Origin of the sequence: Candidatus Magnetominusculus xianensis (genome assembly GCA_001541255.1) — a bacterium.
In the GTDB taxonomy this organism is placed as follows: Bacteria; Nitrospirota; Thermodesulfovibrionia; order Thermodesulfovibrionales; family Magnetobacteriaceae; genus Magnetominusculus; species Magnetominusculus xianensis.
This window is the reverse complement of the sequence record LNQR01000032.1, coordinates 21,344-43,868: the sequence shown is the minus strand read 5'-3', so window position 1 is coordinate 43,868 and position 22,525 is coordinate 21,344. Positions and strand designations below refer to the sequence as shown.

The following is a 22,525-nucleotide window of genomic DNA, read 5'->3' as shown; positions in this document are numbered from 1 at the left end:
TTCGTGAGAATGACAGCCGTATACGTAGTGGTTATGGAGCTGAAAACTTCTCTGCAGCAAGGCATATTGCGCTGAATCTTCTGAAACAGGAGAAACCCGCCAATATAGGTGTCAAAAACAAGAGACTGAAAGCCGGTTGGAGCAATAGCTGCATGGAGAAAATCATCCTATGTTGAAATGCGTTTGCCCTGATTACTTAACTAACAGGAATTTAATAATGGCAAACGTAGCGGCTAACTGCCCTATCCAGAAGAGGAACATCCATTTGATGTTCTCTTTGCTGGATTTCTCAATTTCAATTCGCAACTTGCCTGATTCCTCTGTGATTCGTTCGTTGACCTCTGAGATGCGTTCGTTGATTTTGCCTGTCTCAAGAGTAATGCGCTCGTTGACCTCTGAGATGCGTTCGTTGATTTTGCCTGTCTCAATCCGCAGTTCAAGGCGCAGCTTACCGGCTTCTTCGACAAGGCGGCGTTCAAAGCGCTCCTCGGCTATAGCGATGGCGTCTTTACGCGCGTTTAAGTCTATGTCATTAATTAACGCAGCAAAGTCGTCACTGGCATCGTCGCCGAGGCGCTCTCTTAAAGAACGAGGTATTGTTATCACACTCATGCCCCTACAGTATCACATTAAAATAATCTTGTCAACCTTAGAATGAACGCATTGGACTTTGCCCAAACCCAGGAGGATGCCCAAATTAACATGAAAGAGCCTCAGCCCCTCAAGGAGAAATCAGAATGTTGAAATGCGTTTGCCCTGCACATTGCTGGATATTGTTAAACGCAATAAGTTAGAATTGATAGTGTAGGAGGACTATTGATGAAAAGGCTAATATTGATGGCGTTTTTTCTGCTGTTGGCATCAACTGCGTCTGCCGAACTGTATTTAAACGGCTATGAGGCGGTGTTTGAAGCGGCTCAAAATAGAGTAGGGGAATTCGTCAATGTACAGGCCAAACTAAGGATAACCTATAAGACTGACCAACCGCTTAGCAGCGGCTTTAAGTTTGTCGGCTCAGGGAAGATTTCAAATGTCATGGTGACAGACGACACTGGAAGACCTGTAAGATATACAGTGGAGAAGCTCAAAGAGAACAAGATAAGCTTTAGTTTCCCTGCTATTACATCTGGATCAAAGACAATTGTAATCATCTTTGTCATGGAAGATGCTATAAAGAACGGGCTGCTTTACGACTCGTTTGATGCCAGTTGGGTTGGCAAGTGGCAAATCCCTGTGAACAACGCTGTGTATACGTTCATATTTCCTCGTGGATTTAATGCTAGCTGGGTTGATACAAATTTCGCATCATTTAATAAGATAACGGTAGACGACAGGCAGGCGATTCAAATCACGCAGCCTCTGCTGGCCGAGTCTGTATTCAGCATGAAGGTGAAACCTTCGTTAGGCGTACCTTCATTTGGTGGACATTCATCTGTTTTTTTTCTTCTGGCGTTGACAGCGGCGGTGTTATTAATCCTGCGTATAATTATAAATATAAAAAATCTGCCAGACTCCGCAAGGCTCGACTCAAGGGAGTTGACGCCTGCCGAGGTAGCGTATTTAAAAAAAGGATTAAAACACTCCATATGTGTTGGCGTATTTGACCTCTTGCAGTTGGGGCGGCTGATAAAGACCCCGCCAAACTCACTGCAATCCCTAAAACCTGACAACACGCTCTACGCGCATGAAATGCTGCTCATGGAATTTTTTAAGACTTCAGCCACATTGACGGATTTATTCAGGGACAAGGAGCTAAGAAAGGGGTATGAGGAGGAGATAATTAATTCCCTGTCAAGAAAGGGATGCCTGAAGGAGGCCAAAGCAGACATGGCGGCAGCCCGAACGATTATTTGGACATCAGCGCTTGCCGTGATAATAATGGTTGCTGCAGGGAAATTCTCAGGTGTTAGCGCTTTCTATCTGATATTGTCTTTGATTGTTCCGGTTATTGGTATAATAACAGGGTTGATATTGTATAAACGCCGTCCTAAGTCTGGCAGGGCAAGGTATATGTTAGAAAAATGGGAAGCGACAGTGGAAAACCAGTCCTTTGTAGTACGGGAAGGAAATCCGTTTATTAGTTATGGAGTTGCGATTTTAGGGCTTAGTATTATAGCGGGTACTGTTTTTGATGACTACTTGGGGTATGTTTCATATGCCAGGGCACAGCGTGGGGAGTCATCGTCGGGGTGTTCGGGATGCAGCTCGGGTGTTTCATCCGGTGACAGCGGTGGAAGTGACGGCGGAAGCGGTGGCTGCGGTGGCTGCGGTGGAGGCGGCGGTGATTAGACCACTGCTATTCAGGGGGGATTCAGGGGGGAGCAGGGCATACTGAGAATCTCGGGATTTGACGATTATTTTTACCTTCAATGGCACATCACAAACAGTTGTAACCTGCGCTGCAGCCACTGTTATATCGAGGAAGATAAGCCTCCGTTAGGCCGTGAGGCATTGATAAGCGTTGTTGAAAAGTATGACGAGTTCCTTAAGCGAATGGGCTTAAGGGGAAGGATACAGTTTACGGGCGGCGAGCCGCTCATCTGCGGGGACTTGTTTATACTGCTTGATGAAGCAAGGAAAAAGAACATGCCCACAAGGATTCTCTCTAACGGCACACTGCTTACAAGGGATACTGCCATAATGCTGAAAGACTCCGGCTGCAAGATAGTGCAAATATCCTTGGACGGTGACAGACAGACGCATAATGCCATAAGAGGGGAATTTGCCTATGAAAAGGCAATCGAAGGTGCGAGGATACTAAAGAAAGAGGGTATCTCAGTAACCATAATGATGACCCTGTCAACGGTTAACCACACCCTGCTGAAACCTGTTTATGACGAGGTGCTGGCGGGCGCAGCGGTGGACAGGTTTTCCTTTTCAAGGCTTGTACCCATAGGGCGCGGTGCGTCTTACCGAGGTGATACACTGTCAAAAACCCAACTGAAAGGGCTGTTTAAGGTTGGTCGTCAACTGAAGTCAGACCATCGCATGGAAATGCCGATGAGAGACCCCCTGTGGGGCCCGTATTTAAACAGCAGAAGCCTGTCAAAGGGCAATCCCAGACTTCTAAGCGGGTGTTCGATAGGATATAACGGCATATGCGTAGATAGCGATGGCTCTGTGTATCCCTGCCGCAGGCTGCCACTGCGATTAGGCAATATAATGACAGATGATTTCGGGAAACTCTGGAATGACGAGATATTAAATCACCTGAGAAACAGGGATGTCCTCAAGGGCAAGTGCAGAAAATGCCGCTACAGATGGCAGTGCGGTGGCTGCAGGGCAGTTGCCTATGCAATACACGGGGACTACATGGAGGAAGACCCGCAGTGTTTCATCTAAATAGCTTTATTCAAAGGCCGATGGTTCTTATTATCGTAACTGTAATATTGTGGATATTGTCAGTTTCCATTGTATTACATAATCAGGAGATAGTCGTTGCCGCGTGGCAGCGTAAACCGGTTACAAACTTTAACCATGTGGCAAACTATACATACGAGTCGTTTTTAGACAAAAACGATTATTCTCCGCCCTCTGCCTCAATGCTTTACGAAAACGGTATCCCGCTTGGGCCTGGCAACTCAAACGGCCCATCCATCTCGTGTTTTGGAAAGGGAAGGTATCAGTTTCGCTATGACCGTCTGCATTTTTCAACGTCTGACAACACCGACCCGCGCACTAATGGTCGGCATTACGAGATAGAGTGGCCGTTTCCAATACCCCCGTTGTTACGCTGGCTCGTCTTCGGACTGGCTGCTGCAACCGTCATAACTTATCTGAAGAAAGCAGACAAATGGATATGGGGCTATAATGTTTTCATTCTACCATGTTCTTTCGGGGTTGTCATTGCGTCGTTTCTGATAACAAGACTGCCATACTTCCTTTATTATCCCGTTATTTCACTACACCCTGATACTGCTGGGTATTTAGTGATAGTAGATAGTATTGACAAAGGTGTACTCCCGTCCTTGTATTTGAGGCCGCCCGGTTATCCATTGTTTATTAAGTTGGTCTTCTTGTTTTCCAATAAGCTGTTTTCAGTTGTAGCAGCCCAAAGCATGTTGGCGCTAATATCGTCTTTAGCATTCGTGTATGTGGTATTTAAGGCATACCGGAAATTGACGCCTTTAGTGTCGATAGCGTTAGCTGCCTTCATATCAAGTAATGTCCATCTGGAATCAGAGATTTCGATATTGTCAGAGAGTGTCTACGTAAGCGTTTCAGTGCTGGCTTTTGGATTTTTAATAGCGGCGTTAAGGCTGAGAAGTACCGTATACTTTACTTTATTTTCCTCCGCTGCCGCATATGCTATATATATTCGCCCTGCCGGAATATTTTTTGTGGTAATCGTTTTACTAACGCTTATATATTTAATAGTCAATCGTTTTAGGAGAGTTAATTTGATAGCGCTTGCCGCACCGTTTAGTTCGCTTCTTTTGATTCTCGCATTCTATAACTTATTTACGTTTCACGCATTTACTTTAAACAACAATGCGGAACTGACACTTATTGCAGGGATTTCCGCCCTAATGGAGCAAGATGACAGATATAGCAGGGAATTAAACAATGCCATAATAAAGATTCAAGGCAGGTCGAAGCCGTACGAGAAAGAAATATTAAAGACATCATGGAATCCTGAAATGTACGACAAAGCTCTGAGTAACGCTTATTCGAATACCGGTGGTGACAGCGCTGTTATCGGTCCAATAATAAATGCAGTCGGGGATTATCCCCAACAGAAATTGCACGAGATATATAAAGAGTTATACCTCGATGTAATCAAAAGAAATCCTTATCAGTTTTTTAGAAAGACATTTATGACGTTTTTAGCATATCACCAAAATACATCCAATGATCACGAGATTTACAGCATATTAAATATGTTATATAACAATACATATATTCAGAGAAATACGGTATGCAGCTCTCAAAATATTACAACAAAAACGCTTTGCAAGGATTATTCAAACCCACAGCCTTTGCCATATTTCAGCGTGCAGGAGAGCGATTGCGGCAGTATTGTTAATTATAAACAGACATTTATTCAGGGAATACACTATAAAATATTTTCTAAACTTCATAAGGCATTATTTAGAAATCTTTTGTGGCCTGTATTAAACCTTGTTATTTTCGTAATGAGCGCAATTTATTTAGTCCGCAGCCGCTTGGCCCACACCGGCGCATTTATTCTGTTTGCAATGTCGTTCTCAGCAATAGCGTCGGCGCTGATAGTGGGGTTGTCAACCTTTCCGAACATCAGATACAGCTATCCGACAGAGTTTATATATTACGCAGGCGCGGCCTTGCTGCCTGTACTATGGCACCTCGATAGCAAGATTGCGATTAGTCCCACCCCCAGCGAATATCACGCATAATGTCTTTGAACTCGTACAAGCGTATCCTGTTTTGAGCCGGGGCAAGGGCAGCGCTTACGAGCTTGCCAGCATCGCTGAACTTTGTGAGTACTACTGGTGTGCCAGAGCCCGGGGGGGTGTTCAATGGAAATCTGCCCTCAAGCATCCAATATGTCAGAAGACCTAAGCAGTAGACTATGGTCTTTTCTTTTAGCTCCTCGCTTTCTAATATCTTTTCCGGTGATGGCTCTGCAAGGAACTCAGGGGTGACAAACCAGTCACCCCTGAATACCGCCTTGTACCTCCGGCTGTGAAGGATTATCTGCCTGTCAATAGAGAGTTTCGATAAGCCATTGCCAGCAAGCAGGACCTTCCCATCGTCCCAAAATACATGCGATGGGTGCAGATTTGGGATGAAGCGCAGCGGCTGTGCAGCACTGAGGAGTTCGACAACGGCTGAGAGGATAACTTTTACCTTGTTCGGTGTCATGCCGGTCACACCAAGTGTCTTTAACGAAGATGCCCTTATGAGAGGTTCCACTTGTACTAACCATTTATGGCTCCTGTGGACATTATATATCCTTGTAAAACCATCTGGCAGGTTGTTAAGGGCTTGGTAGTCGGCAATGTTGATATGCTTGTGCCTTTTGGGGATACACCTCAGGAGTACGTCCATTTTCCTTTCCTGGTTGTATGCGCCTAGTGTGACAAACATGCCGTGGTCTCTGTATAATCCCATTGGCACGTAATCGCCAACCACTACCATTGGGAATCCCCTTGCTGCCAGACAGCCCTTGAGCCGCTGGTTAATTAACTGGTCAACACCGGATTGAAGCTGCTTTCGTCTGTACGCGGTTAATATAACGATTTGGTCTTTTAGTGTTGGCACTCTGCTTAGAAAATGTTTGTTGAAATTCAAAAAATAGCTTTCTATTTTATGTTCAGGCAGTCTGTCCAAAAAATCCATCTCTTCTGTGGTGCCGCCTTCAGGGCGGGTCTCATATTCCGTTAAAATAAACTTATGCAAATAGTTAAAGGCCGGTTTAAACTCGTCTATATTGAGAAAAGCCCTTGCAAGCTCAATTTTCAGTGAGCAAAGCGCATGGTCGTTTGTTTTAATATCATAGTTGTCCCTTTGCAGTACATGTTTAATTTGGAAAATAAGCCATTCTATCAGACCGGCACTGGCAAGCCTCATGTAAAACAACCGTTTGTAGAGACTGAGGATATATCTGTAGAATCTCCGCTTCTCTGAATTGCTCAGTTTAACGCCGTTTATTACGTTATTTTCGTACAGGCGCAGTATCCCAAGCCATTCCATCGTCGTATCGCGTTTAATCAGCTTTGCAAGCAGGACTTTGAGGCTGAAATCCCATGCCTGTGTTGGGGGCTTTGACAGAAGTCCTGCGTCGTTCAGATATGCAGGAATCTCACCGGCGCCAGGGTGGGCGGCGATTACTTTTTTCCACTTGCTGTTTTCCCTCCACCAGAAAAACACCGTGTAGAATAGTTTTATAAACAGCGGGTAGTTAAACACGACCAATATCAGGACAGTTAAAATGAAAATCCCCGTAGCCAGAGGGATGAAGGCCTGTATCACAGAGCGTACCAGTTGAACCTTCTTGTAAAAGTCCGCCACCCCAGGCTCCTCTAAAAACTCAGGGTCTTGTTTTAGTACATGTTCTAATTTTTTCTCTACATCTCTGTACAGTATAAATTGAAGCAGCGCCGGATAATCATATTTTGATACCATCTCCATTATGTCGTTTTTAACCCCTGTGAAGCTGGACAAGAGTGCTGCCTCCTGTTTGATGTTCTGCTTAAACTGCTTAATTGCCTGCCGGAAATATTGATCACCTGGGTAAAGTTCTCCGGCAATGGACATGAGGACAAATGTCCTTTCGTCATTGTGCGACAATAGGGAGTTTTTTAGTTCTGTAAGCAGTGAGTCCATCTCCGGCGGAGGCATGATTCCCTGATTGAAGTAGTCCGGCACGTTTGGACTACGCAGGGGCAGGTTGATTGCCGGTGCAGGTGCAAAGTATATCTGTTTTTCATCAGTTATGCCGGTCAGTGCGAATTGCCCATCGGCGGTTGGGAATAAAAACAGCCTATCCAACTGTGGTATGGGGGCGTTGAACTCAGCAAGCGCATTTGCTTTGCCGTCTTCAACCCCATAAAGCGTATTATTGTCCTGGGATAAAATCATGGGGACATATGTGGCATTGTCTGATTTTCTGAGGTAAAACGGTATGTTGTCGTAGGATTTAATCCCGTCTGCCACAGGGAATTTAGTAAAGTCAACGGTGCTGATTTTCCAAATCGAGTTGGTCTCTATGATGTTAAGATATAAAAAACAATCTGAGCCGCCAGCACAAAATGCCGACAGTTGGTTCAAAAAGCTGAATTGAAGGCCCTTGTAGATAATATCAGGCTTTATTGTTAGCGTCTTGTCTGCGTGTACGGTAAGCGTATAGAAATCAACGGTCTTGTTGTGCGATGGGCAGATAAGCTGCCACGTGATGGCGTCTTTTGATTGACTGCCCTTTATCAGCGTCGGTGCGACGCGTAGTTCGTTTACGATGGGAAGGGTTAGCTGATTGAAAACAAAATCGTTTGACTCTGAGAGAAACACCTGTAGGTAGTACTTGTCTTTATAGGTAAAGGGGATGATGAAGTCGCTTATACCGTCGTCATTTAAATCTCCGGCAACGGGAGATGAAAATGTTGTACCGTTTACATCAAACTGATAGACGTCTAATGGCGCTTTTTGGGTTAATCCCTCGCCGTCGATTAGAAAAATGCCCCTTGCTGCGATAAGTACATCGACATTGCCGTCGTTGTCGAAATCTGCGATGACCGGTCTGGAAGTAATGCTGCCGGGGATGTTCACCTCTGTCCGCTTTGTAAATGTACGGCCATCTATGACCGCAAAAACGCTTTTATCTGCCGGTTTGTCATAGTCTGCCAGCTTTGCGAAGGCCAGAATGTCGGTGATGCCTGATTTCTTAAGGTCAAGAAGAATGGGGTCTGCCTTAATGGAATCGCCGATTTTGATTGCATGGGGTTTTTTGCCGTTTGAGTTAATGGAAACTATGTAGCCATTTTTAGTGCCGAAGATGATTTTGTTTTTGCCGTCACCGCTTATGTCGCCAAAAACAAGGGAAGTGGATATCTCACCATATGTTTCAACCCACTGTTTGTCGTTATTGGGCGGGAAGAACCACGGGCCGCCAGCAGAGGCCAGAGTTGGCAGCAGCAAGACCAGCAGCACAAGTTGTCTGACAGTGAAGTGTGTCCGCATACATTGATTATATAAATATTTGGCAGGTTAATGTCAAAAAAATCGTTGAGGCTGCCATGACATCACACCGGTGTTGTCTGGGAAATGCTGCGTGGTGCAGCGGAGTCACAGGTATCCGCTACGCCACGCTTCATACAACTTGTTAAACAACACACCATCAATTCCGGCAGTTCCGGCGGTTCCGGTTTACAGCGTAAAGTTATACGTTTGAGGCGTCTTCAGTGTAGCCGCGGTAGTAACCCTCGACCTTTGCGATGTAGTTTTTCGTCTGCTGCGGCATCTTGTGCGGTTTTCTGTCAAGATTTCCCATGCCCCAGTTGTATGCGGCCAGCGCCTGATGGACGTTGCCATCGTATTTATCAAGTAGTTGACGCAGGTAGCGGCTGCCGCCGTCTATGTTTTGTTTTGGGTCATAGGAATTGGCTACGCCAAGCCCTCTGGCAGTTGCAGGCATTAACTGCATCAGCCCCCTTGCGCCTGACCTTGAGCGCGCCTTCGCATTCCCGCCGCTTTCAGCTACTATTACTGCCTTTATCAACGCCGGGTCTAATCCATAATTGGATGCCGATTCATTAATATAGGTTTCGTATTTATCAAGATTTACGTCAGTTTGCTGTGTCAGCAAGGTGTCTGCTGATTGTCCCGGCTTGTAAGCGAAGTTGGCTTGATTGAAGAGTCGTCCCTTTTGCGGCTTGTATGACGCTATTGCGTTGGAATCCCACCTGTCATATGTCCCGTGGAGCCTTCCCTCTGCTGCCATCTGGCGTAATGAAGTGTTTCTGTCAGTATTTACAGTGGCAATATCTGTATTGAATTCAGATGATGGAAATATATTCCCAGATTCAGGAAATAAATTCGTATCGTCTATCCTGTCCACTGATAAAAACGTATCCATAGCAGCGTCATTTGATACATAACCCGATACTTTACCTGTTGATGTTGAAAACGATGTTGAGGGTCTTTTCCTGTCTCCTGCTACGGCGCTCTGCAGGGCGGCCTTAAAATCGCTGTTCATTGCAGTCTTGGCGCCCTGTGAGGCTGACCGGTTTCCCCCAGTTGCCTGAAGCTCTCTAAATAACTCTTTGTCTACCTTTCCTAACATGCTAAATATATTGCAAATAGCGTGCCAGCAACTTCCAGTAGCCTCCAGTAGTTTAAAGAAGAGTTGTTTAGTCAGGAACAAACAGTAAAAACAGGCATAAGTGTCAGGCCTTCCGCCCTTTGTCCCTTCCCGATTCCATTAGGCCTATAGCCTCTCTGAACAGGCCGCTTATCTTTTTCGTCTCCTCAGATATCTTGTTTAACAGCTCTGGAAGCCCGTCTACAGCCAATTCAGCGGATTGCTGCGCCCACTTAACATATGTGGCAGCGTGTTCGTCATTGTGTTCTAACCAGTGTTGAAGCATTGTCTTGATCCTGTTATAGTCGTCCATGGTCTCCCTTTACATTCATGTGTTTTGATTATGCTGGAATTCTGACACACCCGTCAATATTTAAATCTCAGGCTTTCATCCAGATTTTTATTAAAGTACGGGTCGATATAATTCTCTATGTCCCAACGCTCCCTGAACAAGTCAACCTCGGCCTCGAAAAGACCGGCACAGCGGCTTGTATCCTCGTATGGTTTTCCCACGCTTACCGATTCGTGGTGGTAGAGTTTTGCGTATGGCGTATAGATGACCTTGTAACCCATCTTTCTCACGCGCAGACACAGGTCTATGTCATTGAAGGCTATCCTGAATTTGATGTCAAAGCCCTTGATTTCATCAAACAGCGCCCTTGGCATCAGCAGGCACGCCCCGGTTACTGCCGTTACATTTCTCACTACGTCCTTGGCATGGAGAAATGGGAAGCCCATCGGTTTTCTGTCCGGGTACAGTCTTCCCACGTGTGAGGCCGCGCGCTTGAGGCCCACTACCACGCCCATGTGCTGGATACTGTTGTCCGGGTAGAGCAGTTTTGCACCCACAGCGCCAACCTCCGGCAGCTGCCCATATTCCATCATCGCCGAGAGCCACCCAGGTTCTATCACCTCGGTGTCGTTATTTAAAAACAGCAGGTACTGTCCTTGTGACCGCGCGGCTGCCCAGTTATTAGCCTCTGCGTAGTTAAACTCAGGGTTTGGATAATCTATAATTCTTATTGAACTGTGCTGTCTGATTTCATCGTAAAATTCATGTGTCTGAGGTTCTGCACTACCCGTGTCCAGCAGTATTATCTCTATGTTGGGATAATCTGTTTTCCTGATTAGGGACCTCACGCATTTCTCCAGATACTCCACCTTGTCCTTTGTCGGTATGATAATTGACACCAGAGGTGTTTTCACCAACTGCCTCTTAATCCTGTATAGGCCGGTATTGTGTTCGTTTATCACCTCGCCTTCGATGGAGTTCCTTTGCATGTAGTCTTTGAGTGCCTTCATAGCACTGTCAAAGGCATAGGTCTTGTGCTGTGCGCTCTCTGAGGCCGAGCCGTATATCTTTCTCCAGTGGTAGAGTGCCTTTGGGAGGTGGGCTATGCGCTCCGTGGTTGTCTGCTCAACAAACCTCAACACCATGTCATAGTCCTGAGACCCCTCGTAGCCCTTTCTGAAACCATTTATTTTTTCTATTACGGTCCTTCTATAAACTCCAAAATGGCATGTGTACATCATCGTGCAAAAAAGCTCCGGTGACCAGTCAGGCTTAAAAAACGGGTCGCAGAGTGTGCCGTCTTCCTCTATCTTGTCCTCGTCGCTGTATATGAAGTCCAGCTCAGGGTTCATATTGAGGAGTTTGACTGTTTCATAGAGGGCGTCCTTTGTCAGCTCGTCATCGTTATCAAGCAGGGCTATAAACTCCCCTTCTGCCAGTTTTAACGCCTGGTTTGTTGCCCCTGATATGTGCAGGTTTACTGTGCCAAATGCGATTTTAATACGCTCGTCTGCGGTCTTCCATTTATGAAGACATGCAATTGTATCAGCGCGTGTGGAGGCGTCGTCATATATGCACAGCTCCCAGTTGTCGTAGTATTGGTCAAGTACCGATTGAATACACTTGTCCAGCCAGCGTGAGTGTACGTTATATACCGGCGTCACTATAGATATTTTCGGCCTGTACAGGAACTCTTCTATCGTGCCTTTTATTTTACTCAGAAGGGGATGCTTTATTTTTTGCAGATATTTCTCATACGAATCGGCAATGTAGTACTGTGTAGACCATTCCCTGACAAGCCCGGTCTCAGATATTATCTTAAGTGTAATCAAGTGGTCACCGGCGGTAAAAGTATGCTCATACGCATTATAAAGTACAAAGGCAGAGTGTGAACTGTTTTTATAACAGGGAAGCAGCCTTTTAATCTCCTGGGTGCTGATTCCATGAAAGGCCTTATCTATATATTCGCCATCGACATAAACCTCCACCGTGCTTACCCCGTCGGGGCTGGCTGTCCATCCCTCGACTTCTATAACGTCAGGGGTTACCATCAGTTTGTCGCAGCTTAGGATGATTCGCGGTACGTCAGAGTGCATTTCTTTGTATGGTCTGTTGATAAAATTGTATTCGTACATCTCCTTTGATATGCCGGTAACAGACAGCGCAGCCACTTTGAGTGTGTGGTACCCCGGCTCAAGCGTCTCGTCCAGTTTCTTATATAAACAGAACCCGCTGTTTGCCCCGTTTTTATAGAACGAATGCATGGGGAATGTCTCTTTCATATCCCCTCGCTCATATCCATAATAGGCCGTGTCAACAAACCTGTTATCAAGGTATATTTCCACCTTGTCTATACCTTTGGGTGACAGCGCCCAACCGTTTACCTCAATAAAATCAAGCGACATCACTGCCTTGTCCAACTGAACAAGTACCTCTGGGGCGGTTGACATCAGATAATCTGCATATGTTTCAACATCCTTATATTCAAAATCCCACGACATCGTCTGCCCGTCTTCGGCAGTTGCCTTTACTGTGAGTATGTGTCTGCCTGTTGATATCGGAGTCTGTAGGATTTTGTCAAAACCTAAGAGCAGGTTTTTCTTGTTCTTATAACAAGGATAGAGCTGTGCTATGTCAGGCCTTGTATTAACACCTTCAGCGTAGCCTGTAAACTCACCGTCTATGAATATCTCAGTTGTGGCAAGCCCGGCAGGGGTAACAATCCACGCAAATATCAGGATTCGTTCACAGGTCAGGAAGCATTTCTCAAAACTAGCGATAAAGGTTGGGTTTTGTACCGAGTATGTTTTGTAACTTTCAACTGTCTCACACATTATATCAAGTGCGGATTCCTGACCGTTGCTGCTTTTTGCCTTGAGTGTCAGGGTATGCTGCCCCTCAGACAGTGGGTTTTCAAGTGTCTTAAACAGACAAAACCCGGCATTTATACTGCCTTTGTAACATGGGTATCTTTCTGCTAAGGTCTTAGTCGGCACACCGCACACTGCGTTATCTATAAATACGCCGTCAACGAATACCCCAATCTCCTTAATCCCATCGGGCGACACTGCCCAGCCGACTACCTCTATAACGTCAAACGTCAGCAGCTCTATGTCACAGTTTATAAATATACTCGGGTTGTCATCTGTAAGGGCCTTGTATGGCAGGGCAATCTCAACTTGCTCTGACCACTGTTTGACATGTCCGCCTTCGGCCCTGACGGTAAGCGTATGCACTCCGGGCTGAAGCGGTTCATTAAATTGCTTATAGAAACAAAACCCTGCGTCCTTGCTGTCTTTGTAACAGGGATAACTCAGCGCTACGTCCATTCTGTTAAGTCCACAGTGGGCGTTTCCTGCGAGCTCTTCATCTATATATACTTCAATTTTAGTAATTTTCACAGATGATACCACAAAACCATTAATCTCAATGGCATCTGTGCCAAAATGGATTTCATCGCATACAATATCAACAATGGGTGTGGTTTCATTTGCGGCGTCAACGGTTAAGCTGTGACTGTCTGTGATGCCATTTTTAGTGACCGCCTTCAGTGTAATCGTATGCGGGCCAACTTCGATGGGCGCTTCGAGTTCGGTGTATAAACAAAAACCTGAGTTTAGAGAATCTTTATAACAAGGGGACATCGACTCAGCGTCAGGGCGGTGGATACCGGTTAAGGCACTGTGTACGAATATATCGTCAATATACACATCCACGCGGTCAATAGGGTATGGAGAAACCGCAAAACCTGTCATATCTATGGATTTCAGGCCTAACAATACCCTGTCAAAGTGGACAATCACGGTTGGATTCTCTTGTGAAAATGCCCCGTATGTACCGGTTATATCAATTTGAAACTGTCTTATTTCAACATGACCGCAATTTGAGGTTATTTTTACATCAAGTCTGTGAAGACCATCTGGTAATGGCGGCTCAAGTGTCTTAAAAAGACAAAATCCGGCGTTTAAGGAGCTGCTTATTTCTGGAAAGGCCGCCTGAATATCTGTTCTGACGCTGCCATAGATGGCTGGTCCTGTGTGTATATCGTCGATTGAAACTTCTACAGATTTTATCCCGTTGGGTGAAACTGCCCAGCCCATTATGTCTACCGCATCGACGGTCAAAACGGTCTTGTCGCAGTTGGCCGAAATCGGCGTAGAAGGGTGAGGGGGAGGCGGCTCATGCACGCTTTTAGACTTTGTTGTGTCGGCTATCAAATTAAATATTTTTTGTTTTAAATTCATCTGTTTATAAACCGCAATATCAATTTTTTAATCCATACCGCCATATTATAAAGATAAAACGACCTGTGAGCCAGATACGAAGCCGCAATCTGTGAGAAGGCCGGATAGTGCTGCATATAACAGTATTTCCTTAGAAACAATAACTTATGCAGCAGGGCTATTAACAAGACCTGCCAGATTCCGCATCTCTTAAGGTCAAGATTCCCTGTAAAGTAGAAGTTATCCTTCATAGCCCCCTTATTATATCATAATATCTCAAGAGCAGGTTAATGCCAGGTATCCCCATGGACTTTACCGTGCCGTATCTCCAGTTGGACTTTTTTACCGCTGCCTTAAATCTGGCCGGATTGAATATAATAGCGGGGCTGTCGGCCCTGTCACTGCTGAAATCGGTAACGCTTTTCGAGCCGAAGTCCTCTGCATGTTTTATCTTAAAGAGACAGCTCATCTCCTCTTTTGTTGGGAAGGCTATACATCTTTCTGCTGTGGTCATTATAAATGGTTTAATGTCATCAAAGGTACAGCCTGTAAGCAGGATTGACCTGAGAAATTCCCTTGAGAAATCAATGGCGCCGTCTTTCATTGCCTGTATCATGTCGTTATTGAGCAGCTCTACTGCCCTGTCGTGTTCTTTTTCATCCTTAAAGACTGGTTCTGCCATACCTGTTTGAGGATTTATTTTATATCCTACTGTGGTTGGCTGAAGCGATCTGGCGCCCTCTTCAAAGAGTTCTTCAAAACGGGCAAATATTTGTTCTATAGCAGAGCCGCGCCTCTGGTCAAGCAGTACCCCTGTGATAGTGTTTTTTGTCTCGTCAAAGGTATACTGCCCAAGATTGCTGAAGCCAAAATAGAGGCCATAGACGTGGGGATAGTCCTCGCGCGGCATAAATGTATCCTGAAGGAACTTTTGAATCGAGGCACTCCATCCAATATCTACGAAGGCCGTCTTGTCTGAGCCAAAGAAATTCAATTGATTCAGATACCTTTCAAGTTTATCTCTGTCAGCACCGGCATATTTGCGGACAAGTCTTTGAAATTCCTCATCAGCTATCATATCGGCAATCCGGGGGTCATTGTAGTTCCATATAGGCTCTTCGATGTTATGAAAACCGTATTTTCCTGAGAGCGCTGCAATGTCACTGTGATATAAGCCAAAGACATTTAAAATAGAGTACAGGCCCTTTTGAGCCGGATTACAAAGCCCAAGCAGCGCCTTATCCAGGGGAAGCCCCTTGCACAAGGAGGCCAGAGCGGTTGATTTTCTCGTTAAATAGACGTAATCAGTCGTGGGAGTTTCATTTTTTGTTAATAGTGCCGGGGCAAACAGCTTAAAGATGTTCAGGAACAGTTCCCCTTCCCGGGATATAAAGAATGCCTTTTTTATCTCATGCCTCTTTATCTCCTCTACTACGCCATAGACAAATGCCGCGTATATGGGGCCTAAGAAAGAGTACCCGTAGTTATAGTAAAAATCGCCGCTTTCATGATTGGTTTGATTGGGACGTATGAGCTGCAGGACATAACGGCCCCTCCAGTAGGGATTCTTAGAGGCGAGGGCATTGTAGTTAAGCAGGATATTTTTTTTCTTAAGATGTGATATATCATAAAGCCGTATGGCCTTAATACCCATACGAAGCGGGACTTTATAGTCTGCCTCAATGTGGTCGCCAATATGCAGCATACGCTCTGGCGGCACGCCCTCTTTGTGCAGCACATAGTCAAACAGTTTCCCTGAGTGCTTGCCCAGTCCGTTTTCCGAGGAGACATAGATTTTATCAAAATAACCGTCTATGCCCTTGTCTTTGAATATTTCCCGGAAGTGTTCCTTGTCGAGATACATGTTGGAGGTGGCAATGATTCGTTTATTCAGAGATTTGAGCCACTGGAGGATTTCCCTCATGCCTTCTTTGATATAGATAACATCTTTTTCAATGTCAATGTCAAACTTAATGATTTGTCTCTGAATTTTACTGCCTATGTCGCCCGGCGCCTCACTGGCAATTTCACGTGCCATTTCACTGGCAATGGCGGTAAAGGAGCATTCGGTGTCCTTGCCTTCGGCGCCTGAGAGTTGTCTTAAGCGTGTCTCTGTCAGATTTCTGAGGGAGTACAACTCATGCGGTGAGTATTTTAAGCCGTGAGTATCGCTTAAATATTGAGATAAGGCGCGGGCGGCGGCCTCTTTTACCTTTTCTGGTGGTTCAATTTCCCTTTCAAACAGCGTATCGAAGACATCGAAAGAAATAATGTCCACAGAGCCGGTCAGTTTTTCTATTGCAGTTCTTAAGACGCCTGGCGTCTTGACCTGTCGTCCATTTGAGCGTATCATCTATATCTTTAGGTATATATTCAGGCTTAATATTAAGAAACCACATCAAGCAGCGCTCGGTACACTGACTCAGCGTTTGCGAGCCTTACAGCGCTCGTGTTGATTATAAAAGAGAAACATTTATTTGTCAATAACTGCTTTTATTTTTCCTTTAGTTGTGTTACTATACCGGACAGCAGAGCCAGCATTGCGTAGTACGGCAGGAAGTTGGACAATCAAGCGGTTTTGAGAAGGGTTGAATGGGAGCAACGGGAGCGGGATGAAAGGAAGTTTATCATATAGAATTAAGAACGGGCTGCTTAAGATACTGCCAAGGGCAGCGGTAAGATTTCCCCACCTGGGGTCAGAGTCTGCGGCACCGCCGCTGTATAACGTGAAAAAGGACATCCTAAGAACGTTTCAAGGCGGGTGCATTGATGCAATAGATATAGAACCCTGCGGGCTTCTCCGGTTGGAAGGCTGGTATATAGAGAATGTTTTACAGCTGTTGGATTATATTAAACTATATATAGACGATAACTTGGTGCCGGTTGCGTTTTATTACAGGGTACACAGGGCTGACATAGCGGCTCATGCAGGAATAACTAATTATTTCTCAGGGTTTGCTCTGGAATATCAGGTATCTTCGGCATTTAAGGACTTGAGGGTAACCTTTAAGGATGAGGAGATATTTAGTTCGAAAATTGAATATCAGATTGCAGCCCCACACTATGCCGAGCTGATTTCTCAGACGAAACCGGCCACGCGCAAGGATATATACGGCTCTGCGCCTGCTGCCAGGTATGTATCTGAGGTGATAATGAATTTAGCGAGCAGCTACCTGCTGTCGCCGGTGCTGGATTTTGGATGTGGAAGTGGTGCCTTGATAAGGAATCTGCGCGGCATTGGGATTGAGGCCTATGGTATAGAGATAGAGAGTGAGGCGATTATTGAAAACCTGTACCCTGACATTCAGGAGTACGTTACTCTGTATAAGAGCGGTTCAAAGTGTCCGTTCAAAGATGGAAGCTTTGAAAGTGTTGTCTGCACAGAGGTAATAGAGCATATCCCTGACTTTAAAGGCGCGGTCAGTGAAATTGCGAGAATAGCGAGGAATAGGGCGCTGATAACTGTCCCGGACATAAGCGCCATACCGGTGTGTTACCAGCACAATGTAGTGCCGTGGCACATACTTGAGGCAACACACGTCAATTTCTTCAATCAAAACAGCCTGCATCACCTGTTAAAGCCGCATTTCAAGGATATAGAATTCGTCAAAATCCACCCCAATACGATTAACGGCACAGTGTACTTCAACAACATCGCCTGCATCTGCGCAAAATAATGGACGCCGGGCAGGGAACCGACAGTGCATAAGATACACATCAAGAACTTCGGACCAATAAAAGACCTAAAAATGGACATAAAGGATTACCTTGTCCTGATTGGCCAGCAGGCCACCGGTAAGAGTACCGTGAGCAAGTTGATTTATTTCTTTAGGACAATTAAGGATGAGATGTATAGGTATTTTAGGGAAGAGATAGAGAATTCACCTGTCCAGGTAAATTTTACATATTTAAATAATGGATTACTAAGTGTCATCAGACATAAGTTTCTTCGAATCTATGGTTCTACATATTCTATGAAAGGCTTATCAGTTAAGTATGAATACGACGAGGATAAATCTATATCGCTAAGTTCAAGTTCAACCAAAACCCCACTTAATATCGATATGACCGATGCATTGACTAATAGTTATAAACAGCCTTTTTATTCCTGTTCTAATAACATAAGGAGTATCAATGAAGCGATAACCGGTTTGTCATCGGATGTGGATATCAATATAATTAGTGAACGGAAGGAAAGATGCTTCAGGGAATTGAAAGGAAACTTAAACAACTTGTTTAAAGATGATACCTCTGCTATCTATATTCCGGCTGGTCGAGCTATGGCAACGGTGTTCGCAGATCAGATGAGTAAAGAAAATATTGAGTACAAAGACTTATTGACTGGTAATTTCATTGAAAGGATCAGAAACTATAGAATTTTCTACTTAAAAGATATGGAACAAAACACAGAAAGAACATCTTGCCATAGTTATGCAAGCAAGTATATTAAAACTATTTTAAAAGGTGATTATGTGTATGAAAAGGTAAGGGATAGGGAAACGTACGAAGAAAGATTGTATATAAATAGAAATAAGTTTGTAAAGATGCAATTTGCTTCTTCGGGGCAGCAAGAATGTCTTTGGATATTGTTAACACTAAATAAAATATTGTACGATGATCAATACAATAAGCAGAAAGTTTTATTCATTGTAGAAGAACCTGAAGCACATCTATATCCTATAGCCCAACGGGATTTGGTCGAATTGATAAGTTACGTTATGAACGCCACCCAAGGCCAGATGATAATAACCACCCACAGCCCATATATTCTGACGAGCTTTAACAATCTGATACATGCAAACAATGTTGCCAAGAAAATCAGTATAGAGAATGAAGTAACTAAGATTGTCGATAAAAGTTTGTGGATAGATATAGATAAGATGGATGTGTATGAACTGGAAGGTGGGGAATGTATCGATATAGTAGACAGGGAACTGAATTTTATTAAGGCAGAGGCAATCGATAAGGCCTCCGATGACATAGAAGATGTTTACGAGAAACTATTTGATATAAAATAATACGATGATTTGTGAAATATTCAAAAATGAATATCCAGGCTATGAGCACTGTATTTTATGTAACGGCAATGATGAGAGTTTCTATGTAGAAGCTAATAACATGGAGTTCATTGTTAATAATGCTTCTAAAAAAAAGTTTATGGTAATTGAGATTGACGATTGTATAATAAAAAATGAACAAGCTAAATGCGATTTTTTATTTATAGATTGCGATGATGACACACTTTATTTTGTTGAGTTAAAAGGAAAAAAAAGAGGTGTACCATATGCTATAGAGCAAATTCTAATGACACTGAATAAGTGTAGCATTAATAAGTTTTATATTGATTCAAAGTCGGTAAGTGCATATATCGTCGCATCAAAACTTAGAAGACCTAAGATAGTTTCTGCAGAAAGAGATCGGTTGAAGAACGAATTGTATAGAAAAAATGGTAAGCTTTCAATTATGCTTAAGAAACATGAGATAAAGGTTTAACTCCGATCACAGGGGCTCTCTAATCATTCCTCCCCATTTCTGCAATCCTTGCCTTCACCTCTTCGGTTATAGATTGATACGTGCCGCTGGCGGGGGGTATTGGTTTGCCTAAGTTCAGGGTTATGCAGGCGGGTTTTGGCAGGAATGCCCCGCGCGGCAGTGCCTCATATGCACCGTCTATTCGTGCAGGGATTACCGGTACCCCGCACTCCTTTGATAGTATTCCAACACCCTTCTTAAACACCTGAAGTGTGCCGTCAACCGAACGCCCACCCTCTGGGAATATACACAGTGACAACCCCTGTCTCAATAGGTATGCCGACATCGTCATCGCCTTTTCAAGATTCACATTAGGGTCAATCGGAATCACATGCCCAAGACGTGCAAATAGCTTTGCCAGAGCGCTCCTGAATATGTCCTCAGCCCCCTGAAAATATAAATTTTTAAACACTGCCCAGGGCAGAAGTGCCGCCACTATAAAGGCATCAAGATAACTCGTGTGGTTTGGGCTAATAATATAGGGCGGTGCTGTAAGGTTTTCAATCCCTATGAGCTGCCCCCTGTAAAACCTCCTGATACACTGTCTTATCAGCCACAGTACAGCCCGTGTGATTAATCTCTCAGGCAGTGAATTACGAATGCCTATTTTTTGCAGGTCATGTGCATCGGGCGGGGTGCTAAACATCTCCTTAAACCCGCTCTGTGCCTCGTTTGTTAGGATGGCTGTGCCTGTATTAGAGCCCGCCCTTTCGTAAAACTCCCTCACCCCATCAGACAATTCCTTAACGGTGTGAATTGCCTGCCCGAAACCATCGGGAAGCCGCGCCTTGAAGTGTTCTTCAATCGCACCAAGCAGCTCCAGACGCTTCAGTGAATCAATGCCGAGGTCAAGCTCAAGATTCTCTTCAATTGAGATATTACGATTCAGTTCCATGAGATTCTTTAGTATTGAGATAACTGCGGCGGCGTATGGTTCTGTGACAGGCTGCCCCTCTGGCGTATTGCTGCCTTCTTCGGGGGCGGCAGATGCAATGGCCTTTAGCTGAAACCTCTTTATCTTGCCTAGTCTGGTCCGGGGCAGTGGTTCTGAGTGAATCACAAAGCCTTTTATCCTCATATAGGGCGGCAGCTCTGTGGATATTTTATTTATTTCCCATCTGAGGGCATTTTCAACAGTGGCTATGTTCATTCTTTTTGCGTAATCCATGTCGGGGACGATAATTGCCCTGACTGCATCTGTGTCAGGGCCACTTGCATGGACGCACATCTCTTTTATTAATGGTATGGCAGAGTATGCCTGTTCAACATCTTCGGGATAGACGTTTTTCCCCGAGCTTAGGACGATTACCTCTTTAGACCTGCCGGTTATAAACAGGTAGCCATCCTCGTCTATATAGCCGAGGTCACCGCTGTGAAACCAACCGACTGCCGTTGAGTCTGCACCAAAGGCCTTTTCGGTCTCATCGGGCATGTTTAAGTACCCTGTTGTTACCATCGGCCCTTTAATCAGGATTTCACCCTCTGGCGGTGGAGTGTTACCGGTTTTTCGCGGGGCACTTATCTCTACCCCCTTAAGCGGCACACCGGCAGAGCCGGGTCTTCGTTTTCCAAGAGGATTAAACGTTACTACAGGGGATGTCTCAGTCAACCCATAGCCCTCAACGACAGTGAATCCATAGGACTCAAGGCGCGTCATCACATCTGGTTTGAGGCGCGCGCCTCCTGATGAGATAAACCTGAACTGCCCTCCAAATGCCTCCTGCACGGCCTTAAAGAGATACCTTCCGGCGTTTATATCAAGCGTTCGTCTGAGCGTGTGCGATACAGTGTTCAGTGCATTGATGACACGGCGTGCTGTCTCAGGTTTTGCGGCAATCTTGTTGTCTATGGCGGCCAGGAACATCTCTAACAGACGTGGAATACCGATTAAGATAGTAACAGACTGCGTACGAATTGTGCTTATTAATTCCTGTCCCTTAAGGCTGGGTGGATATGTGATTGTCGCCCCGACAAATAAGGGCACTAAAAATGTACACATAAAGGGATAAGTGTGATGGAGCGGGAGTACGGAAAGTACGTTGTCTGAGGGGGTTATCAGCCCCGTTTCGATTACTGCGGCAGCGTCAGAGAGGAAATTTTTATGCGTCAGAATGACCCCCTTGGGGGTTGACGTTGTGCCGGAGGTGTAGATTATTGATGCAGTATCATTGGGCATCGATAGAACTTCTGGGGCAGCGGCGCCGGTCTTAGCGTTTTCCCAAATATCATTAAACTCACCGGAATCTAATAATATTTGATGGACTGCCAAGCCCTCACACGCGCCGCGTACCTTGTCATTCGTGTGGCGGCTTGTGAATATGACAGAAGCGCCGGAGTTAATAAGCAGATTTCTGATTTCCCCCGCGCCAAGTTCTGAGTCCATTGGGACTGAAACACCGCCCGCTGCCGTTACCGCAAGATATGATGCGCACCACTTTGGTGAGTTTTCAGCACATATCGCTGCCCTTGAGCCGCTTGTTGTTCCAATGTCTTTCAGCAGACCTGCGATGGCGGTTGCCCTGTCGAGGATGTCTGCATATGTGTATGTCTGGCACTCTGGGGCGGGGCTGGTTGATTTCTCGCCTGAGCTGCAATATATAAATGCCTTTTTTGCGGAGTTCTTCCTTGCCGATTCGGCAAATCGGTTGAATATTGAGCTTGAGTTTTGTGGCGTTTCTTTCATTTTTTTTGTCATTATTT

The 22,525-nt window shown here is 45.0% G+C and carries 14 protein-coding genes; 6 read left to right on the top strand and 8 right to left on the bottom strand.

Going from position 1 to position 22,525, the window contains the following annotated elements; genetic code table 11:
- Nucleotides 1–192 precede the first annotated feature (192 nt).
- Entirely contained in the window at nt 193–612 is a 420-nt protein-coding gene (locus tag ASN18_RS04540; RefSeq protein ID WP_085051471.1) for an LA_3696 family protein, read from the bottom strand.
- 207 nt (nt 613–819) lie between these two features.
- On the opposite strand from ASN18_RS04540, the gene ASN18_RS04535 reads away from it, so the two are divergent.
- From ASN18_RS04535 to ASN18_RS04525, 3 genes are read left to right on the top strand one after another with little or no spacing between them, the layout of a single operon-like run.
- Entirely contained in the window at nt 820–2,289 is a 1,470-nt protein-coding gene (locus ASN18_RS04535) for a DUF2207 domain-containing protein (protein ID WP_085051469.1), read from the top strand.
- Nucleotides 2,290–2,298: 9 nt separating this feature from the next.
- Nucleotides 2,299–3,342 carry a radical SAM/SPASM domain-containing protein gene (locus ASN18_RS04530; RefSeq protein ID WP_306688617.1) on the top strand — a complete coding sequence of 348 codons (1,044 nt, stop codon included), beginning with the start codon at nt 2,299–2,301 and terminating at the stop codon, nt 3,340–3,342.
- Nucleotides 3,330–5,375 carry a hypothetical protein gene (locus ASN18_RS04525; RefSeq protein ID WP_085051466.1) on the top strand — a complete coding sequence of 682 codons (2,046 nt, stop codon included), beginning with the start codon at nt 3,330–3,332 and terminating at the stop codon, nt 5,373–5,375. Before ASN18_RS04530 ends, ASN18_RS04525 begins: the two co-directional genes overlap by 13 nt.
- Here ASN18_RS04525 and ASN18_RS04520 read toward each other — a convergent pair.
- From ASN18_RS04520 to ASN18_RS04495, 6 genes are all read right to left on the bottom strand, one after another.
- Entirely contained in the window at nt 5,344–8,658 is a 3,315-nt protein-coding gene (locus ASN18_RS04520) for an FG-GAP repeat domain-containing protein (protein ID WP_157072827.1), read from the bottom strand. The two genes, ASN18_RS04525 and ASN18_RS04520, sit on opposite strands and share 32 nt — an antisense overlap.
- Nucleotides 8,659–8,857: 199 nt before the next feature.
- Entirely contained in the window at nt 8,858–9,760 is a 903-nt protein-coding gene (locus ASN18_RS17770) for a lytic transglycosylase domain-containing protein (protein ID WP_306688606.1), read from the bottom strand.
- A 103-nt stretch (nt 9,761–9,863) separates the two neighbouring features.
- Nucleotides 9,864–10,091 (bottom strand): DUF8180 domain-containing protein, encoded by a 228-nt coding sequence (locus tag ASN18_RS04510; RefSeq protein WP_085051461.1) that lies wholly within the window; start codon nt 10,089–10,091, stop codon nt 9,864–9,866.
- Nucleotides 10,092–10,144: 53 nt separating this feature from the next.
- The gene (locus ASN18_RS04505; protein WP_085051459.1) at nt 10,145–14,314 is read right to left on the bottom strand and encodes a glycosyltransferase family 2 protein; all 4,170 of its coding nucleotides are present in this window, start codon (nt 14,312–14,314) and stop codon (nt 10,145–10,147) included.
- Nucleotides 14,311–14,544: a hypothetical protein gene (locus tag ASN18_RS04500; RefSeq protein ID WP_085051457.1), complete on the bottom strand. Its 234-nt coding sequence runs from the start codon at nt 14,542–14,544 to the stop codon at nt 14,311–14,313. The genes ASN18_RS04505 and ASN18_RS04500 overlap by 4 nt, the downstream gene beginning before the upstream one ends.
- A complete protein-coding gene (locus tag ASN18_RS04495) occupies nt 14,541–16,646 on the bottom strand; it encodes an HAD-IA family hydrolase (RefSeq protein WP_085051455.1) in 2,106 nt (701 codons plus the stop codon). The genes ASN18_RS04500 and ASN18_RS04495 overlap by 4 nt, the downstream gene beginning before the upstream one ends.
- Before the next feature lie 259 nt (nt 16,647–16,905).
- Here ASN18_RS04495 and ASN18_RS04490 point away from each other — a divergent pair, with 259 nt between their 5' ends.
- From ASN18_RS04490 to ASN18_RS04480, 3 genes are read left to right on the top strand one after another with little or no spacing between them, the layout of a single operon-like run.
- On the top strand, nt 16,906–17,970 hold the full coding sequence (locus ASN18_RS04490; RefSeq protein WP_085051454.1) for a class I SAM-dependent methyltransferase: 1,065 nt from the start codon (nt 16,906–16,908) through the stop codon (nt 17,968–17,970).
- A gap of 24 nt (nt 17,971–17,994) precedes the next feature.
- Nucleotides 17,995–19,311 (top strand): AAA family ATPase, encoded by a 1,317-nt coding sequence (locus tag ASN18_RS04485; RefSeq protein WP_085051452.1) that lies wholly within the window; start codon nt 17,995–17,997, stop codon nt 19,309–19,311.
- 4 nt (nt 19,312–19,315) lie between these two features.
- The gene (locus ASN18_RS04480; protein WP_085051451.1) at nt 19,316–19,786 is read left to right on the top strand and encodes a hypothetical protein; all 471 of its coding nucleotides are present in this window, start codon (nt 19,316–19,318) and stop codon (nt 19,784–19,786) included.
- A gap of 19 nt (nt 19,787–19,805) precedes the next feature.
- On the opposite strand, the gene ASN18_RS04475 is transcribed toward ASN18_RS04480, so the two are convergent.
- A complete protein-coding gene (locus tag ASN18_RS04475; protein ID WP_085051449.1) occupies nt 19,806–22,520 on the bottom strand; it encodes an AMP-binding protein in 2,715 nt (904 codons plus the stop codon).
- Nucleotides 22,521–22,525: the final 5 nt, after the last annotated feature.

Coding starts and splice junctions, on each gene's coding strand:
- ASN18_RS04500 (WP_085051457.1), bottom strand. CDS start 14,544: ATGAAGGATAACTTCTACTTTACAGGGAATCTTGACCTTAAGAGATGC.
- ASN18_RS04495 (WP_085051455.1), bottom strand. CDS start 16,646: ATGATACGCTCAAATGGACGACAGGTCAAGACGCCAGGCGTCTTAAGA.
- ASN18_RS04520 (WP_157072827.1), bottom strand. CDS start 8,658: ATGCGGACACACTTCACTGTCAGACAACTTGTGCTGCTGGTCTTGCTG.
- ASN18_RS04535 (WP_085051469.1), top strand. CDS start 820: ATGAAAAGGCTAATATTGATGGCGTTTTTTCTGCTGTTGGCATCAACT.
- ASN18_RS04490 (WP_085051454.1), top strand. CDS start 16,906: ATGAAAGGAAGTTTATCATATAGAATTAAGAACGGGCTGCTTAAGATA.
- ASN18_RS04540 (WP_085051471.1), bottom strand. CDS start 612: ATGAGTGTGATAACAATACCTCGTTCTTTAAGAGAGCGCCTCGGCGAC.
- ASN18_RS04505 (WP_085051459.1), bottom strand. CDS start 14,314: ATGAATTTAAAACAAAAAATATTTAATTTGATAGCCGACACAACAAAG.
- ASN18_RS04475 (WP_085051449.1), bottom strand. CDS start 22,520: ATGACAAAAAAAATGAAAGAAACGCCACAAAACTCAAGCTCAATATTC.
- ASN18_RS04480 (WP_085051451.1), top strand. CDS start 19,316: ATGATTTGTGAAATATTCAAAAATGAATATCCAGGCTATGAGCACTGT.
- ASN18_RS04510 (WP_085051461.1), bottom strand. CDS start 10,091: ATGGACGACTATAACAGGATCAAGACAATGCTTCAACACTGGTTAGAA.
- ASN18_RS17770 (WP_306688606.1), bottom strand. CDS start 9,760: ATGTTAGGAAAGGTAGACAAAGAGTTATTTAGAGAGCTTCAGGCAACT.